General features: G+C 71.9%; 18 protein-coding genes. 8 read left to right on the forward strand and 10 right to left on the reverse strand.

Features of this window, described 5'->3' with window-relative positions:
• The first annotated feature begins 102 nt into the window (after positions 1-102).
• From E0493_RS08140 to E0493_RS08150, 3 genes are read left to right on the forward strand one after another with little or no spacing between them, the layout of a single operon-like run.
• Complete coding sequence (locus tag E0493_RS08140) at positions 103-675, forward strand: MarR family winged helix-turn-helix transcriptional regulator (protein WP_202396984.1); 573 nt, start codon at positions 103-105, stop codon at positions 673-675.
• On the forward strand, positions 672-1,373 hold the full coding sequence (locus E0493_RS08145) for a response regulator (protein WP_160936428.1): 702 nt from the start codon (positions 672-674) through the stop codon (positions 1,371-1,373). The genes E0493_RS08140 and E0493_RS08145 overlap by 4 nt, the downstream gene beginning before the upstream one ends.
• Positions 1,370-2,752, forward strand: a complete 1,383-nt coding sequence (locus tag E0493_RS08150; protein WP_160936429.1) for an ATP-binding protein — start codon at positions 1,370-1,372, stop codon at positions 2,750-2,752. Before E0493_RS08145 ends, E0493_RS08150 begins: the two co-directional genes overlap by 4 nt.
• A gap of 44 nt (positions 2,753-2,796) precedes the next feature.
• Here the strand turns inward: E0493_RS08150 and E0493_RS08155 are convergent, their stop codons facing one another.
• The 4 genes from E0493_RS08155 to E0493_RS08170 form a co-directional block, all read right to left on the reverse strand.
• Complete coding sequence (locus E0493_RS08155) at positions 2,797-3,231, reverse strand: phasin family protein (RefSeq protein ID WP_160936430.1); 435 nt, start codon at positions 3,229-3,231, stop codon at positions 2,797-2,799.
• Positions 3,232-3,306: 75 nt separating this feature from the next.
• Positions 3,307-3,936, reverse strand: a complete 630-nt coding sequence (locus tag E0493_RS08160) for a TetR family transcriptional regulator (RefSeq protein ID WP_160936431.1) — start codon at positions 3,934-3,936, stop codon at positions 3,307-3,309.
• 93 nt (positions 3,937-4,029) lie between these two features.
• Positions 4,030-4,863: a pyrroline-5-carboxylate reductase gene (gene proC / locus E0493_RS08165; RefSeq protein WP_367614469.1), complete on the reverse strand. Its 834-nt coding sequence runs from the start codon at positions 4,861-4,863 to the stop codon at positions 4,030-4,032.
• Positions 4,860-5,363, reverse strand: coding sequence for a type III secretion system chaperone family protein (locus E0493_RS08170; protein WP_160936432.1), 504 nt, complete (start codon positions 5,361-5,363; stop codon positions 4,860-4,862). Before E0493_RS08170 ends, proC begins: the two co-directional genes overlap by 4 nt.
• A gap of 193 nt (positions 5,364-5,556) precedes the next feature.
• Here E0493_RS08170 and E0493_RS08175 point away from each other — a divergent pair, with 193 nt between their 5' ends.
• From E0493_RS08175 to E0493_RS08195, 5 genes are read left to right on the forward strand one after another with little or no spacing between them, the layout of a single operon-like run.
• A complete protein-coding gene (locus E0493_RS08175; protein WP_160936433.1) occupies positions 5,557-6,474 on the forward strand; it encodes a DMT family transporter in 918 nt (305 codons plus the stop codon).
• Position 6,475: 1 nt separating this feature from the next.
• Entirely contained in the window at positions 6,476-7,828 is a 1,353-nt protein-coding gene (locus tag E0493_RS08180) for an NAD(+) synthetase (RefSeq protein ID WP_160936434.1), read from the forward strand.
• Positions 7,825-8,241: a hypothetical protein gene (locus tag E0493_RS08185; RefSeq protein WP_160936435.1), complete on the forward strand. Its 417-nt coding sequence runs from the start codon at positions 7,825-7,827 to the stop codon at positions 8,239-8,241. The genes E0493_RS08180 and E0493_RS08185 overlap by 4 nt, the downstream gene beginning before the upstream one ends.
• Entirely contained in the window at positions 8,238-9,569 is a 1,332-nt protein-coding gene (gene gltX, locus E0493_RS08190; protein ID WP_160936436.1) for a glutamate--tRNA ligase, read from the forward strand. The genes E0493_RS08185 and gltX overlap by 4 nt, the downstream gene beginning before the upstream one ends.
• Complete coding sequence (locus E0493_RS08195) at positions 9,566-10,408, forward strand: SDR family oxidoreductase (protein ID WP_160936437.1); 843 nt, start codon at positions 9,566-9,568, stop codon at positions 10,406-10,408. The genes gltX and E0493_RS08195 overlap by 4 nt, the downstream gene beginning before the upstream one ends.
• 18 nt (positions 10,409-10,426) lie before the next feature.
• On the opposite strand, the gene E0493_RS08200 is transcribed toward E0493_RS08195, so the two are convergent.
• From E0493_RS08200 to pgsA, 6 genes are read right to left on the reverse strand one after another with little or no spacing between them, the layout of a single operon-like run.
• On the reverse strand, positions 10,427-11,644 hold the full coding sequence (locus tag E0493_RS08200; protein ID WP_160936438.1) for an OprO/OprP family phosphate-selective porin: 1,218 nt from the start codon (positions 11,642-11,644) through the stop codon (positions 10,427-10,429).
• Positions 11,645-11,699: 55 nt separating this feature from the next.
• Positions 11,700-13,073: a hypothetical protein gene (locus E0493_RS08205; protein ID WP_235913647.1), complete on the reverse strand. Its 1,374-nt coding sequence runs from the start codon at positions 13,071-13,073 to the stop codon at positions 11,700-11,702.
• Complete coding sequence (locus E0493_RS08210; RefSeq protein ID WP_160936439.1) at positions 13,070-13,522, reverse strand: molybdenum cofactor biosynthesis protein MoaE; 453 nt, start codon at positions 13,520-13,522, stop codon at positions 13,070-13,072. Before E0493_RS08210 ends, E0493_RS08205 begins: the two co-directional genes overlap by 4 nt.
• A 3-nt stretch (positions 13,523-13,525) precedes the next feature.
• On the reverse strand, positions 13,526-13,777 hold the full coding sequence (gene moaD, locus E0493_RS08215) for a molybdopterin converting factor subunit 1 (protein WP_160936440.1): 252 nt from the start codon (positions 13,775-13,777) through the stop codon (positions 13,526-13,528).
• A gap of 5 nt (positions 13,778-13,782) precedes the next feature.
• Positions 13,783-14,394: a hypothetical protein gene (locus tag E0493_RS08220; protein ID WP_160936441.1), complete on the reverse strand. Its 612-nt coding sequence runs from the start codon at positions 14,392-14,394 to the stop codon at positions 13,783-13,785.
• Positions 14,395-14,446: 52 nt separating this feature from the next.
• A complete protein-coding gene (pgsA, locus tag E0493_RS08225) occupies positions 14,447-15,064 on the reverse strand; it encodes a CDP-diacylglycerol--glycerol-3-phosphate 3-phosphatidyltransferase (RefSeq protein ID WP_160936442.1) in 618 nt (205 codons plus the stop codon).
• Positions 15,065-15,081: the final 17 nt, after the last annotated feature.

Consider the following 15,081-nt stretch of genomic DNA (forward strand, 5'->3'; position numbering starts at 1 on the left):
CGTACCTTTTCTGCGTAACTTAATTGCGCCTGACACCTCAAACGTAAAACTTGCTTCGTTGATATGTCAATGAAGCTGACCAAAAGCGGACGCATGCCAGGGATGCCAGACACACCGGACGCGAAGGCCGCGGGCGAAGGCAAGCCCGTCGGCGCAGGACGCCAACTGCTGTTCCTCCGCGAAGAGGAACTCCGCCTGGCGCAGGACCTGCTGTTCTTCGGCTACCGCGACTTCACCGCCGGCCCCGACGCCATCCTGGCCGAACTCGGCATGGGGCGGGCGCATCACCGCGTGCTGCACTTCGTCGGCCGGCGGCCCGGCATCACCGTGGGCGAGCTGCTGGGTATCCTCGGCATCACCAAGCAGTCGCTCGGCCGGGTGCTGACGCCGCTGGTCGAGGAAGGCTACGTGACGCAAACGCCAGGCCGCAACGACCGCCGTCAGCGCCTGCTCACCCTGACCGAGAAGGGCGAGGCGCTGGAGCGGCGGCTTTTCGAGCGGCAGCGTGAATGGGTGATGCGGGCCTACCGCGAGGCCGGCCCGGTGGCGGTGGAGGGGTTCCGCCGTGTCATGCGCGGCCTGATGGGAACCGAGGCGCGCGCCCAGCTCGACCGCGCCGCGCCGCCCGATCCGCGTAGCGGCCCCACCCATCCCAAGCCGCGGAGCGCCGCATGAGCGGGAACGAGCCGCACCTGCTGGTGGTGGACGACGACGCGCGGCTGCGCAACCTGCTGCAGCGCTTCCTTTCCGAACAGGGGTTCCGCGTCACCGCCGCCGCCGATGCCGCATTGGCCCGGCAGGCCATGCAGGGCATGGCCTTCGACCTGCTGGTCGTGGACGTGATGATGCCCGGCGAATCCGGCCTGGAGCTGACCGAGACGCTGCGGCGGGAAGGGCATGACGTGCCGATCCTGATGCTGACCGCCGCCGGCGCGCCGGACGACCGGATCGCCGGCTTCGAGCACGGCGCCGACGACTACCTCGCCAAGCCCTTCGACCCGCGCGAGCTGGCGCTGCGCATCCGCACCATCCTGCGGCGCGCGGCGCCCGCGCTGCCGGCCAGCCTGCCGCTGGCGCCCGTGCAGCTCGGCTCGCGCTGGTTCGACCCTGAGCGGGGCGAGCTCCGTGGCCAGGACGGCACGCACCGCCTCACCGGCGGGGAGGCGGCGCTGCTTTCCGCGCTGGCCCGCCGGGCGGGGGAGGTGCTGACGCGCGAGGAGATCGCCGCCGCGCTTGGCACACCGGAAGCGGGCGAACGCGCCGTGGACGTGCAGGTGACGCGCCTGCGCCGCAAGATCGAGCCGGACCCGCGCGAGCCGCGCTTCCTGCAGACGGTGCGGCACCGCGGCTATGTCCTGAAGCCCGGCACATGAAGAGCCGCCCCTCCTGGTTGCGGCGGCTGCTCCGCCGCATGGGCGCGCCCTTCCGCTACCTGACGCCGCGCGGGCTGCTCGGCCGCGCCCTGCTGATCATCCTGCTGCCGCTGCTGATCCTGCAGGCGGTCGCGCTGCAGCTCTTCTATGGCGGACATCTCGACATCATCTCGCGCCGGCTGGCGGGCGGCGTCGCCGGCGATGTGGGAATGGTGGTGGAGATCCTCGGGCGGCAGGCGCCGGGGGAGGACCATGGCTGGGTGTTCCGCCAGGCGGCCTGGCGGCTTGACCTTTCGCTCGCTTTCGAGCCGGAGGCGAGCATCGGGATGCCGAGCCAGCGGCAGAGCTGGCTGCCCATCCTGCCGCTGGAGGAGGACCTTTCCCAGGCGTTGCGCGAGCGCGTCGGCCTGCCCTTCGACACGGACTGGCAGAGCGATCCCCGCAGCGTGATCATCCGCGTGCAAATGCCGGGCGGCGTGCTGCATGTCGAGGCGCCGCGCAAGCGCCTGTTCTTCGGCACGCTCTACCTCTTCGTCATCTGGCTGGTCGGTACCTCGCTGCTGCTTTTCGTCGTGGCCGCGCTGTTCATGAAGAACCAGGTGCGGGCCATCCGCCGCCTCGCCAGCGCCGCCGAGGCCTTCGGCATGGGGCGCGAGATCGGGCCGATCAAGCCTGAGGGAGCCAGCGAGGTCCGGCAGGCCGCCGCCGCCTTCAACCAGATGCAGGCGCGCATCCGCCGCTTCATCAACCAGCGCACCGAAATGCTCGCCGGCATCAGCCACGACCTCCGCACGCCGCTGACCCGGCTGCGCCTGAGCCTCGCCATGTTGCCCGCGGGCACCGAGGAGGATGCGGCCGCCATGTCGGAGGACGTGGCCGAGATGGAGCGGATGATCGCCACCTATCTGGCCTTCGCACGCGGCGAGGGGCTGGAGCATGCCCAGCCGGCCGACCTCGCCGAACTGGTGGAGGACCTCGCCGCCCGCGCCCGCCGGGACGGCGCCATGGTCACGGTGGAGGTGCCGGGTTCGGTGATGCTGCCGGTGCGGGTGGACGCGCTGCGCCGCTGCCTCGGCAACCTGCTGGACAACGCCCGGCGCCATGCGCGCCGCATCGCCCTTGCCATCACCGAGGTGCCGCGCGAGGAAGCCGGTCGGCCGCCTGGCCGCTGGGTGCTGATCACGGTGGACGACGATGGGCCGGGGATCCCGGAAGCGGCGCGGGAGGAGGCCTTCAAGCCCTTCACCAGCTTCTCCGCCGGCGGCACTGGCCTGGGGCTGGCCATCGCGCGCGACATTGCGCGGGCGCATGGAGGGGACATCGCCTTGGAAGGCAGCCCGCTGGGCGGGCTGCGGGCACGGGTCCGGCTGCCGGCGTGAACCGGGGAAAAGGGCGGCAAGAAACGCCGCCGCCCTGCTCGCCGTCAGCCGGAGGCTTTGTTCATCAATGTCTTGACCTCATCCATGGCCTCGGCGAAGCGGCGGTTCAGCACCGCCAGGGCCTCGGCATTCGACTTCTGGATGAGCTCGGCGATCTCCTGCATGTTGGAGACCGCCCGGCCATAGCTGGCCTTCAGCACCTCGGCCTGCTTGGCCGCCTTGTCCTGCGGCGTTGCCTCGCCGGAAATGCCTTGCATGGCCTGGGTCATCTCGGAGACGGACTGCTGGAGGATTTCCATGTGCCGGCGGGCCACGGCCTGGGCCCCCTCCAGCGCCACCTTGTTGGCGGCGGAGAGCGCTTCCAGGTTGCGCCGCTGCGCCGCGGCGAGCGCATCCGCATCGGGCATCGCCGGCAGGCGGAACTCGGAGAGCAGGCGCATCATGTCCGTCTCCAGGGGGAACTTTGGGCGGTCCGACATGAACGTCTCCTTGGCTCTTGTTTCACGGCCAGTCTAGGCCGCGGCCGCAGCGGCGCAAAACCGCTTCCCGGCGGCTCAGGTCACGACCTCGGGGGCAGGGTCGGGCGGGGGTGGCTCCTCGCCGGTGTCGAGCCGCAGGGTGCGCGCAACCCTTTCGGCCTTGTCGAGCGCGCGGTCCAGCGCCGCCATGGTGGAGCCGAGATCCACGCTCTCGTCCTGCTCCCAGGCCCGCAGCGTGGCGATCCACACCGCCGAGAGCCCCTTCACCCGGAGCATGCCGGTGAGGCCGCAGGCGTTGATCCGCGCCGCTTCCAGCATCCAGGCCATGGAGGCGGCCAACACGGGCGCCAGCGCCAGGCTGAGCAGCGGGTCATGCCGCATCTCCCGCCCGAACCGGATCAGCCCCTCCCGGTGCGGCTGCAGCGCGTCGATGCGGCGCATCAGCGTGTCGAAGATGCGGTCGCGCGGGGCACCGCCGGCGTTCGGAGCGGCATCGGCAAGCACCGCCTTGTCCACCAGCCGGGAGTGCAGGCGGAGGAGGTGGAACTTCGTGGGCGCGCGCTCCCGCAGGTCGGGCAGGCCGATGCCGGCCCGCTCCGCCAGCTCGGGGAAGGTGAAACCGTTCCAGCCGCGCTCGGCCACCAGCGGCCAGAGGGCGTCCATCAGGGCATTGTCGTCGGGGGCGGGGCTGGTGCTTTCGCTCATGCCGAAATTCTGGGGTGCAGGGGCAATTTCGCCAAGGCCGGAGACGGTGAAATGATCCGTTGCCTGCGGCCGCCGAGGCCTGGCCGCGGCGTCTCAGCCGGCCAGTTCGCGCGAGCGGGTGGTGGCGGCGGCGATCGCCTGCGACATCAGCCGCGGCCAGGCCTCGGCGGCCATCAGCACGTTGAGCGCGCGCTCGGTGGTGCCCTTGGGGCTGGTGACGTTGCGGCGGAGCTGCGCCGCGTCCTCCTGGCTTGCCGACAGCAAGGCGCCGGAGCCGGCGACGGTGCGCCGCGCCATCTGCCGCGCCAGCGCCGGCGGCAGGCCCTGCTCGATGGCGGCGGCCTCCAGCAGTTCGGCCAGCAGGAAAACATAGGCCGGTCCGCCGCCGGAAACGGCGGTGACGGCGTCGAGCTGCCCTTCCTCCTCCAGCCAGGCAGTCTCGCCGATGGCGGAAAGCAGCTCGTCGGCCAGCGCGCGCTGCGCCGGGTTGACGCCGGGGCCGGCGAAGGCGCAGGTGAAACCCTGGCGCACGGCGGCGGGCGTGTTGGGCATGGCGCGCACCACCTGCGCCTTGCCCCCCAGCGCGCCGGTCATGCCCGCGATGGTCTTGCCGGCCATGATGGAGACCGCCAGCGCCCCTTCGCGTGCGAAGCGGGAAAGGGTGGGCAGGGCGGCGTCCGCCTGTTGCGGCTTGATCGCCAGCACCATGGCGGCGGGTGTGAAGCCGGCGGGGATCTGCTCCACCGCCGCGCAGTGGGTGACGCGCCCGGCGAAGCCGGCGGTGGCTTCGGAGGAGGGCTCCACCACCACCACCTGCTCGGCGCCGCGCTCCAGCCAGCCCTCCAGCATGGCGCCGCCCATTTTGCCGCAACCGACCAGCAGGAGGGGCGGCAGGGTGGCGCCGCCCGCCGTGGCGACGGAGCTCACGCCTCGCCCACGCAGTCCAGCATGGCCGCCGCCAGCGCCTCGGTGGGCGGCTTGCCGCCCCAGAGCACGAACTGGAAGGCAGGGAAGAAGCGCTCGCACTCGGTGATCGCGATATCCACCATGTCTTCCAGGCTCTCGGCACTGGCGCCCTGGGCGCCGCGCAGCAGCACGGCATGGCGGTAGACCGGCGCGCCTTCGTCGCTCTCGATGCCGAAATGGCCGATCCAGAGCTTCTCGTTGGCCAGCGCCAGCAGTTCGTAGAGCGGCGCGCGGCGGCCGGCCGGCACCTTCAGGTCAAAGGCGCAGGTGAAGTGCATCGCGCTGATTTCCTGCGACCAGGAGAAGAACAGGCCATAGTCGCACCACTTGCCGGGCGCCTCGACCGCCATCTCCCCGTCCGAGCGACGCTCGAAGGCCCATTCATTGGCGGCGACGATCTGCTCCAGCACGTCCAGCGGATTGGCGGAACGGTCGCGATCAACGGTTTGCAAGCCGGACATCGCGGCACCTCCTTCCCTCGGGGGACAGGGCCACCCAGATCTTGGGTGAAGCCAGATGCCCACACCACGATCTGGCATATCGCGGCGGTAAATACCGCCGCAAGAGGCAAGCGCCGAGTCTGGGAATCTGCCTGTCGGATTTTCGACGCAGCGCAGCATGGGCGAAGGCAGCGAGCGGCGGTAGGGTCTCGCGATGACGTCCGAGTCCCGTGCCGCAGCCCTGCCGATTTCTCCTCCTCGTCCGGGGCGGGAGCGCCTGGTCGGACTCGCATGCGCCCTCGGCGTGCTGGCGGTCTGGACGGGCTTTCTGCTCTCATCCCGTTTCGGCACCCGCCAGTTCCTCACGCCCTGGGACATGGCGGCGCTGCGCTATGCCGGCTCGCTGGTCGTGGGGCTGGTGATCGCGGCGGCCTTCGGCTGGCCCCGCCTGGCGCCGGGGCGCTGCCTGGCGCTGATGGCGACGGCCGCCTTCGGCTATCCCCTGCTGGCCTACTGGGGCTTCCGCTATGCTCCCACCGCCCATGCGGCGGTGCTGATGACGGGGATGCTGCCTTTCGCGGCAGCCCTGCTTGGTGCCGTCTTCCTGGGCGAGCTCTTTCCGCGCGGCCGGCTGCTTTCGCTGGGCGTGGTGGGCGGCGGCATCCTGCTGCTGGCGGCCGACACCTTCGGAGCGCATCCCGGCGCCTGGCGTGGCGACCTGCTTTTCCTCTCCGCCTGCCTCTCCTGGGCCAGCTTCACGGTGCTGATCCGCCGCTGGCAGGTGCCGGCGCTCACCGCCACCACCATGCTCGCCCTTTACCCGCCGCTGATCTATCTGCCGCTGTGGTGGCTGGGGCTGCCCTCCGAGATGGCCTCCGCCTCGCCCGGCGCCATCGCCTACCAGCTTGTGTATCAAGGCTTCTTCGCCGTGGTCGTGGCCGGCTTCCTGTTCACCCGCGCGGTGAACGCGCTTGGAAGCGCCCGCACGACCACCATCACGGCGCTGACGCCCGCACTGGCGGCGCTCGCCGCCGGGCCGCTGCTGGGCGAGTGGCTGGGTTGGGCGGGGCTTGCCGGGGTGGCGCTGGTTTCGGTCGGCATGGTGCTCGGCGTGCTGGGCAGGCAGCGCTGAGATGGTGCGCTTCCTGCTCGCGGCGCTGAACCCGCAGCTCGGCGCCATCGCGGCCAATGCGGAAGCCCTGCGCGCCGCACGTGCCCTGGCGGCCGGGCGCGGAGCGGCGCTGCTGGTCACGCCCGAGGCCTCGCTCAGCGGCGCGCCCGCGGCCGATATCGCCGCCCGGCCCGAGCTTCTGGACGCCTGCGAAGCAGCCCTGCAGTCCCTGGCCGCCGAAACCGCCGATGGCGGCCCGGGCCTCCTTGTCGGCGCCCCCTGGCGGGAGGCGGGGCGCCTCCGCAGCGGCATCCTGCTGCTGGAGGGCGGCAAGGTCATGGCCCGGCGCGCCGGCCATGCCCTTCCGCATGGCGCCGATCCGCGCCTCACCCCCGGCCCCGCGCCTGGCCCCATGGCCTTTCGCGGCCTGCGCCTCGGCGTGATGAGCGGCGCCGACGCCGACGACCCCGCCATTGCCGAGACGCTGGAGGAAACCGGCGCCGACATGCTGCTCTCCCTGGCCGCCGCACCCTTTGCCGGCGAGCCGGAGGACCGCGCCAGCGACGCCGCCGTGGCCCGCGTGGTGGAAACGGGGCTGCCCTTCCTCGGCCTCGGCCTCCTGGGCGGGCAGGGGCCATGGGTCCACCCCGGCGGCGGGTTCGTGCTGAACGCCGACCGGCGGCTCGCGGCGCGCCTGCCCGCCTTCCAATCCGGGCCGCTGCTGGTGCAATGGCAGGAAGGCGAGGCGGGCTGGCGCTGCGTGCCGCAGGCGCTGCCGGAGGCCATGCCGCCGCAGGAGCGCCTGTGGCGGGTCCTGCTGCTGGCGGTGGCCGATGCCGTGGCGAAGGGCGGCTACGCCGGCGTGATGCTGGACATGTCCGGGGGGGCCGCCGCCGCCCTGCTGATGGAGGTGGCGCGGGCGGCGGGGCTGCGGGTCTTTCCGGTGGGAGGCGAGGAGGCAGCCGTTCCTTCGCCCAAAGACGATGCCGCCCTGGAGGCGCTTGCGGCCGCGCGTGATGCGCTGCTGCTCAACGCCGCCACGGCGGACCGGCGGGCGCTCGGCCTGGGAAGCCGGGCCGGGCACCTAGCGCCGCTCGCCGAGATCTGGCCCGGCGAGCTCGCCGCCCTCGCCGCCGCGCGCGGCCTGCCGCCGCCTTCCCTGGACGGCGGGACCGAGGCCATGCTGCGCGGCCTGCTGGCGGAGAAGCCGGTGGACGCGCTGGCCGCGCAGGGCTACGACCGCGCCGAGGTGTCCCGGCTCTGGCGCGCCCTGGCGGCGGCTGCCCACAAGCGGCGTCAGGCGCCCGCCGCCCTGCGGCTCGGCCGGGGCCATTGCGACCCCTTCAGCAACGGAATGACGGGCCTCCTGCCATGAGCGGCCAATTCGACGACACTCTCTTTGCGCCGCAGGGCGGCTTCAGCGTGCAGATCCGCGATCTCTCCGGCGGCAACGGCGCGGAGCCGGTGGAAACCATCCGTGGCTTCCAGACCCTGGCGCATGCCAACGGCTTCGCCCGCCGCTACGTGCGCGACAGCATCGAGCGCTGCCGCGCCCCCGGCCTGACCCCGGACGAGGTGCTGGCGGCCTGGTTCGCCTTCGGCGAGGATGCCGAGGTGATCGGCAGCGCCGGGCAGGGCTGGAGCAGCGGCAACGAAATCCGTGACTTCGCGGCCGATCCTGTGCGCGATCCCGAGGAGCGGAACTGGCGCATGCTCGACCCGCGCCGCATGGAGGAGGACGACGAGGCCCAAGGAGGCGGCGAAGGCGGCGAGGAGGACGAGGCATGAAGCTCCGCTTCGCCCCCAGCCCGACCGGATATCTCCATGTTGGCAACGCGCGCATCGCCGTGGCCAACTGGCTGCTGGCGCGGCGCCATGGCAGCCGCTTCGTGCTGCGCTTCGACGACACCGACACCGCCCGCAGCAAGCCGGAATTCGCCGCCGGCATCGAGGAGGACCTGCGCTGGCTCGGCCTCGACTGGGATGAGAGCTTCCGCCAGTCCGATCGTCTTGAGCGCTACGAGGCGGCGGCTGAGAAATTAAAAAAAAGCAGCCATTTGTATCCCTGCTTTGAGAGCGAAGAGGAGCTTCGCTTCAAGCGCGAGCAGCGCCAGAAGCAGGGCCGGCCGCCGGTCTATGACCGCGCCGCGCTGAAGATGACAGAGGAGCAGTACGAGCGCGCGCTGGCCAATGGCAAGCAGCCCTACTGGCGCTTCAAGCTTTCGACGCGCGCCGTGGAATGGCAGGACGGCGTGCTCGGCCGCCGTTCCGTGAAGCTGCCGCCGATCTCCGATCCCGTGCTGATCCGCGCCGATGGCTCCTTCCTCTACACCTTCACCTCGGTGGTGGACGACCTGGAGACCGGCATCACCGACATCGTCCGCGGCGAGGACCACGTCACCAACACCGGCGTGCAGATCGACATCCTGGAGGCGCTGAGCGGCAGGCCGAACAGCATCCGCTTCGCGCATCTGCCGCTGCTGACGGATGCGGAGGGCGGACAGCTTTCCAAGCGCCTTGGCTCCATGGGCCTGCGGCAGCTTCGGCGGGACGGCATCGAGCCGCCGGCGCTGGTCGGCTACCTGGCGGCGCTCGGCTCCTCGCAGGACCCGGTGGCGGCGCCCCCGGCGGAACTGGCGCCAGGCTTCGCGCTCGACAGGCTTTCCCGCTCCTCCGCCCGCTTCGATCCCACCCAGCTCCTGGCGCTGAACCGCCGCTACCTGCATGGGCTGGACTTCGCCACCGTGCGCGGCCGCCTGCCCGAGGGCGCCGACGAGGCCTTCTGGCTCGCCGTGCGCGGCAACCTGGACCTGCTGGGCGAGGCGCGCGACTGGTGGGAAGTGGCGCACGGCCCGGCCGCCATCGCGCCGCAGCCGGAGGAGGCGGATTTCCTCCGCCAGGCGCTGGAGCTGCTGCCGCCGGAGCCTTGGTCCGAGCAGACCTGGGGCGACTGGACCAAGGCGCTTGGCGCTGCGTCGGGGCGCAAGGGCAAGGCGCTCTTCCTGCCACTGCGCCGCGCGCTGACCGGCGAGGAGCATGGCCCCGAGCTTCGCCTGTTCCTGCCCGTCATCGGTTGGGCGCGAGCGGCGGAGCGGCTGACGCGCGCAGCCGCATGAGCATCGCCGTCATTGGCGCTGCCGGGCGCTCGGGTGCGGCGCTCTGCCGCGCCCTGGCCGCGCGGCGCGAGGCCTATGTACCGGTTGTCCGGCGGCCGGCCGCCTGGCAAGCCCTCGGCCTGCCGGGCGAGGCCCGCCTCGCCGACCTCCGAGACCCGGCCGCGCTACGGGCGGCGCTTGCCGGGGCGGACAGGATCGTTTCCTGCGCCCATGCGCGCTGGGCGCCCGCCCTCCTGGCGGCGGCGCCGGAGGGAGCGACGATGGTGCTGATGGGCTCCACCCGCCGCTTCTCACGCTGGCCGGACGAGCATGGCGACGGCGTGCGCGCCGGGGAGGCCGCCTTCCTGGCGGGGGCGCATCCTGGCGTGATGCTGCACCCGACGATGATCTACGGCGCGCAGGGGGAGAACAACGTGCGACGGCTGGCCGCGCTGATGCGCCGGCTGCCCGTCGCGCCACTTCCGGACGGTGGCCGGGCGCTGGTGCAGCCGGTCCACCAGGAGGATGTCACCGCCTCGCTCCTGGCGGCGCTGGGGCGGAACTGGGCGGCGCCCTCCACGCTGGTGGTGGCCGGACCGGAGCCGATGCCCTACCGCGACTTCCTGGCCGCCGTGGCGCGTGCCGCCGGGCTGCGCGCGCCTCCTGTGCTGCCGGTGCCGGCGGCGCCCCTGCGGCTGCTCGCACGGATGACGCCCCTGCTGCCTTTCCTGCCCACCATCGGGCCGGACGAGATCCGCCGCCTGACGGAGGACAAGGCCTTCGACATCACGCCGATGCGGGAGCGCCTCGGCGTCACGCCGCGTCCGCTGGCGGAGGGGCTGGCCGCGACGTTTGGCTGAGGCCACCCGGACGGAATGCTAAAGCGAGTAGGAAAGACGTAATCCGATCGCCTTGAAATTGCGGCTTTCATCAGTCAATAAGAGGTGGCCGTCCTGGTAGTTCAGCATGACCTTCACCATGGGATGGGGATACCAATTCAGCCCGGCGGTCCAGATCCGCTGCACGCCGCCCTGCAGCGGCCCGTCCCTGAGGTCAGCGACGCTGTAGCGGCCCGCCACCTCCAGCGCGCCCCAATGCCCGGCCGCCGCATCGAAGGGTTCCGGCGAGCTGGGGCGCTTCCAGGTGGCGGTTTCCGGATCATGGGAACGGGCGGCGCCGATCAGGGTGAAGGACGCCGCGACGTACCAGCCTTCGCCGTGGCGAGTGCCGCCCCGCGGCGTGTCGATGCCGATGACCTGATACTCCGCCTGCCCGAAGAAGCGCCCTGCCACGCCGGAAAGTTCCGGGCCGGCCGCCCAGAGGCTGTCTGCTTCGACGTCTCCGGTGTCCAGAAACCGCCGTGAATCCACCCGCAGTTCGGGGTAGCCGCTGAGGCTGGCTTCGTTGTATGCGCCGTCCTGGCCGGGGCGCCACTGATAGGCGGCGTTGGCGCCGAGCTGCACCAGCATCCCTTCCTGCCGCAGAGGGATTGCCGTGACGCGTCCGGCCACGCCCCGCTGGCCCCAGCTCTGCGGCTTCGACATCTCGCCGCCGGTGATGTAGGCGGCCATGCTCCACCGGTCCCGGCGCACCTCCAGCCCGGCGGCCTGTCGCCCGGTGCCGGTCGCGACGTCCGCGGCCAGATCGGAGATCACGGCGCGCTCGATGAAAAGCAGATCGAAGGAGCTGCCGGCCTGCTCCAGCATGTGCTGCGGCTTGTAGGCGCCGACCCGGACGGTGCCCCAGCCCAGGCCGTCCCAGGCCAATGAGGCCTCGTACAGGTCGCTGGCGTCACGCACGGAGGCGGCGCCGAAATCCCAGATGAAGGTTGCCTCCAGGTCATGCGGCAGGCTGGCTTCCACGCCGAGGCGGGCGCGCCGGAGATTGGTGCCCGAACGAAAGCCTCCAGGCCGGTCCTGGTCTCCATAGGCGCCGGCATCGAGGTCCAGCCGCAGCACGGGAGCCAGCTGCACGGCGCCATCCCCCAGGCGCAGCTCGGGCACACCTTCTTCCGGCCACTCCAGCCCGCTCTGAGCCAAAGTGGCCGAGGGCAGGGCAAGCGTCAGAAGAAGCAGGGGCGTGGCGAATGGGCGCATGGCATTTCCCGGAGCTTGCGGATCGTTGCTGAAGCTCCCGGAGACGGATCAGGTTTCAGTTTTGTAATGTGGCTCGCGTGTCGAGCCGAGGCAGCAGCAGCGCCATCGCGCCAAGGGGCATCAGCCAGGCGACCCGTGCCTGATAGCGGTGGTGCGGCTTGGAAAGGGCGCCGGTGGCCATGGCGTTCGCCGCGACGCCGACCAGCAGCATCAGGACGAAGCCCAGGCGAAGCCGGCGCTCCGCCTCCGGCAGCGTTCCCTTTCCGCTGGCCAGCCTGCGCCAGGCGAGCAGCAGCGCCCCGGCACCGAGCACCAGCGCCGGGCCTTGCGGCCAGAGAAGGGGCGCGGCCAGGGCAGGCAAGCGGCCCTCGACCTGCGCCGAGCCGTCATGCGCCGCCACTTCCGCCGGGGGGAAGCCCTGCACCAGCCGGGGCCGGACGGAACTGCCCAGCGCCTGCCGGCTCAGCGTATCGCCGACTTCCGCCTTGAACAGCTGCACCGCCGCGTTGCGCAGCGCGGCGGCGGCCACGCCGAAAGGTTCGCGTCGCAGCGTCTCGGCAACGATCTGCTGAGCCTCCGGCGCCAGGAGCACCCCGCCCAGGAAGCGGGGGCGGCCCTGCGCGTCCCGGTTCACCGGGCTGTCCGGCTCCCAGAGAAAGACATCGCTGTCGTCCGGCAGGCGGCCTGCCCAGGCGCAGAGATACCAGCCGCGCTGCGGGCAGGCGGCGGCGATGGTGCGTGCCGCCGGCCCGTCGGCGATCAACCGCGCCAGCAGGAAGGTGGCGCCATAAGGGGAGAGCGAGGCCTTCCCATGCCCGGCCGCGTTGGTGCCGACCAGCAGCAGCAGCGCAAGGCCCAGGGGAAGCGCGGCCCACAGCACCGGCGCGAGGCGGCGGGCAACAAGCAGCGTCAGCACCACCAGAGCGAGGGCGAGCGGGATGTGCGACAGGTGCGCGGCGATGCCCAGGGTCGCCAAGGCCAGCAGGTAGCCCAGCTCGCCACGCGAAAGGGCGGCATGCGGCGCGAAGCCGATCAGGAACAGCGCCAGCACCACCACCGGCGCGAAGACATCCGGCATCAGCAGGGCCGCCACCCAGGGCAGGGCGGTCAGCGCGGCGAGGCTGGCGCAGAGCAGAAGATGGGCGGCCGGCGTGGCGCCGCCGCGCAGCACGCGCTGGACGAGCCAGAGCAGGTGGGAGACCACCAGCCCCTGCGCCAGCAGCGGCAGCCACAGCGTCTGCCGCCAGTGGAACAGGTGCAGCAGAGGGCCGTAGATCCAGGGCTTGTCCCAGATCATCAGCGGCTCGACCGTCTGCGCCAGAAAGGCACCGGTGTCGCTGAACAGGATCGGATAGCGGTTGAGGAAGGCCGGCCAGACCAGCAGCAGCGCCGCCGCCAGGACGGCGGCGGGCGCGGCCAGCCGCCTCACGCCTGCTGCCAGCGGGCGGCCGCGGCGTCGTCGCTGGTCCTGGCCTCCACCCAGCGCTCCCGCCCGTCGGGAAACTCTTCGCGCTTCCAGAAGGGCGCGCCGGTCTTCAGCCAGTCGATCAGGAAGGCACAGGCTTCCAGCGCGGCGGTGCGGTGGGCGCTGGCGGTCAGCACCAGCACGATCGGCTCGCCCGGATGGATGCGGCCGACGCGGTGGACCACGGTGCAGCCGGTGAGCGGCCAGCGGGTCTCCGCCTCGGAGGCGATGCCGGCCAGCGCGCGCTCGGTCATGCCGGGGTAGTGCTCCAGCACGAGTGCGGCCAGCCCGTCATCCCCGCGGCAGAGGCCGACAAAACTGGCGATTCCGCCCACGTCGGTGCGGCCGGCGGCCAGCGCCGCCTGCTCCGCCGCCATGTCGAAAGCGCCTTCCTGCACCCGCACCGTGGCCATGGCCTAGCCCCCGGTCACGGGCGGAAAGAAGGCGACCTCGTCGCCCGGCCGCACCGGGTGGTCGGGCGGACAGAACTCCTGGTTCACCGCCGCGCGCACCTGCCGGGCATTGGCGAAGGCGGCGGCATGGCCGGGAGAGCGCCCGGAGAGCCACCGCATCAGCCCGGCGACATCGGCCACTTCCGGGGGCGGCGAGACCTCCTCCTGGCCAACGCCCACCTTTTGCCGCACCCAGGCGAAATAAAGGACCTGCATGGCGTTCAGCGCGGCGTCGGCACCTGCTGCACCGTGCCGTCCGGCTCGATCAGCAAGGTGGTGGCGCCCTGGGGCACGGCGATGCCGGAACCGCCGCCGGGCCGGTTGTAGGTGCTGTAGCCCCGGCCACCGCCGCTGGTGACGACGGGTCCGCTCGGCGTCGGGATGATCTGGCCGTCGGCGCGGCGCGGCGGCGGCGCCAGGTCGCGCGGCATCGCCGGCGGTTCGACGCGGACGATGTCCGGCTGGCGCACCACCGTGCCGGGCTGCAGCAGGTCCGCGCCGGTGGAACTGCCGCGCGGGATGGGCCGGTGCGCCGGGGGGGGCGTTGCCGGCGTGCTCTCCAGCAGGTTCGGATCGCCGAGCGTCGGCCGCCGCTCCTCCTGCTCAGGGGTCGGCCAGACGTCGCCCGGAACGGGTTGCAGGGGTGCCACCTCCGGCGGCTCGCCGAGCACCCGGCGAACCGTGAGGCTGGCTGGAATGGCTTCGGTGCGCTCGCCGGTGAAAGACGAGGCGCAGGCGCCCAGGCCGAGCAGCAGTGCCATGGCCGAAACCCCCCCGGCGATGCCCCGCCGCAAGCCCCCGTTGATCCGCCCGCCGCTCGAAACCTCGCTCATCGACCGCTCCTGGAACTGCTTGCCCGGAAGATGCGACGCGCCCGGGGCCCACTCAAGGGCGGGACAATCCCTTTTGCGCGGGATGGTTGCGCGCCGTGTCCTGCGCCTCCGCATGGCGCAGCCCGGCCATCACGTAGTCCCAGCCTGTCAGCAGCGTGAGGGCGGCGGCAAGCCACAGCATCACCTCGCCGATGGCATTGAGCGGCAGAAACGAAAGATGCAGCACCGAAGCGCCGGAGTCGCCGGCCAGCAGGATGCCAAGCGCGGTCATCTGCACGCCGGTCTTCCATTTGGCCAGCCGCGTCACTGGCAGGCCAACGGCGAGCCCTGCCAGGTACTCGCGCAGGCCGGAGACCAGGATCTCGCGCAGCAGGATCACAATGGCGGCCAGCAGGCCGAGCAGGGAAAGGTGCGAGAGGCCGGCCAGCAGCATCAGCGCCGCGCCGACCAGCAGCTTGTCGGCGATCGGGTCCAGCATGCGGCCGAAGGCGGAGATGAGCTGTCGCTCGCGGGCGATCTTGCCGTCGAAGTAGTCCGTGATGGCGGCAGCCGAGAAGACGGCGCAAGCGCCGAGATCCGCCCAGGGATGGCGCAGCACGGCCAGCAGCACCAGCAGCGGCACCGCGGCGATGCGGGAGAGCGTCAGGAGGTTCGGCAGATCGGTTGGCAAGACGTTCCCTTCCCGGT

Source organism: Teichococcus coralli (genome assembly GCF_009829925.1).
GTDB classification, from domain to species: domain Bacteria; phylum Pseudomonadota; class Alphaproteobacteria; order Acetobacterales; family Acetobacteraceae; genus Pseudoroseomonas; species Pseudoroseomonas coralli.

What these genes read in the sequence shown, in the direction of transcription:
- E0493_RS08195 (WP_160936437.1), top strand. Translation starts at nt 9,566, where the DNA reads ATGAGCATCGCCGTCATTGGCGCTGCCGGGCGCTCGGGTGCGGCGCTC.
- E0493_RS08210 (WP_160936439.1), bottom strand. Translation starts at nt 13,522, where the DNA reads ATGGCCACGGTGCGGGTGCAGGAAGGCGCTTTCGACATGGCGGCGGAG.
- E0493_RS08145 (WP_160936428.1), top strand. Translation starts at nt 672, where the DNA reads ATGAGCGGGAACGAGCCGCACCTGCTGGTGGTGGACGACGACGCGCGG.
- E0493_RS08150 (WP_160936429.1), top strand. Translation starts at nt 1,370, where the DNA reads ATGAAGAGCCGCCCCTCCTGGTTGCGGCGGCTGCTCCGCCGCATGGGC.
- E0493_RS08155 (WP_160936430.1), bottom strand. Translation starts at nt 3,231, where the DNA reads ATGTCGGACCGCCCAAAGTTCCCCCTGGAGACGGACATGATGCGCCTG.
- E0493_RS08170 (WP_160936432.1), bottom strand. Translation starts at nt 5,363, where the DNA reads ATGTCCGGCTTGCAAACCGTTGATCGCGACCGTTCCGCCAATCCGCTG.
- moaD (WP_160936440.1), bottom strand. Translation starts at nt 13,777, where the DNA reads ATGCAGGTCCTTTATTTCGCCTGGGTGCGGCAAAAGGTGGGCGTTGGC.
- E0493_RS08160 (WP_160936431.1), bottom strand. Translation starts at nt 3,936, where the DNA reads ATGAGCGAAAGCACCAGCCCCGCCCCCGACGACAATGCCCTGATGGAC.
- gltX (WP_160936436.1), top strand. Translation starts at nt 8,238, where the DNA reads ATGAAGCTCCGCTTCGCCCCCAGCCCGACCGGATATCTCCATGTTGGC.
- E0493_RS08180 (WP_160936434.1), top strand. Translation starts at nt 6,476, where the DNA reads ATGGTGCGCTTCCTGCTCGCGGCGCTGAACCCGCAGCTCGGCGCCATC.
- E0493_RS08185 (WP_160936435.1), top strand. Translation starts at nt 7,825, where the DNA reads ATGAGCGGCCAATTCGACGACACTCTCTTTGCGCCGCAGGGCGGCTTC.
- E0493_RS08140 (WP_202396984.1), top strand. Translation starts at nt 103, where the DNA reads ATGCCAGACACACCGGACGCGAAGGCCGCGGGCGAAGGCAAGCCCGTC.
- E0493_RS08220 (WP_160936441.1), bottom strand. Translation starts at nt 14,394, where the DNA reads ATGAGCGAGGTTTCGAGCGGCGGGCGGATCAACGGGGGCTTGCGGCGG.
- E0493_RS08200 (WP_160936438.1), bottom strand. Translation starts at nt 11,644, where the DNA reads ATGCGCCCATTCGCCACGCCCCTGCTTCTTCTGACGCTTGCCCTGCCC.
- E0493_RS08175 (WP_160936433.1), top strand. Translation starts at nt 5,557, where the DNA reads ATGACGTCCGAGTCCCGTGCCGCAGCCCTGCCGATTTCTCCTCCTCGT.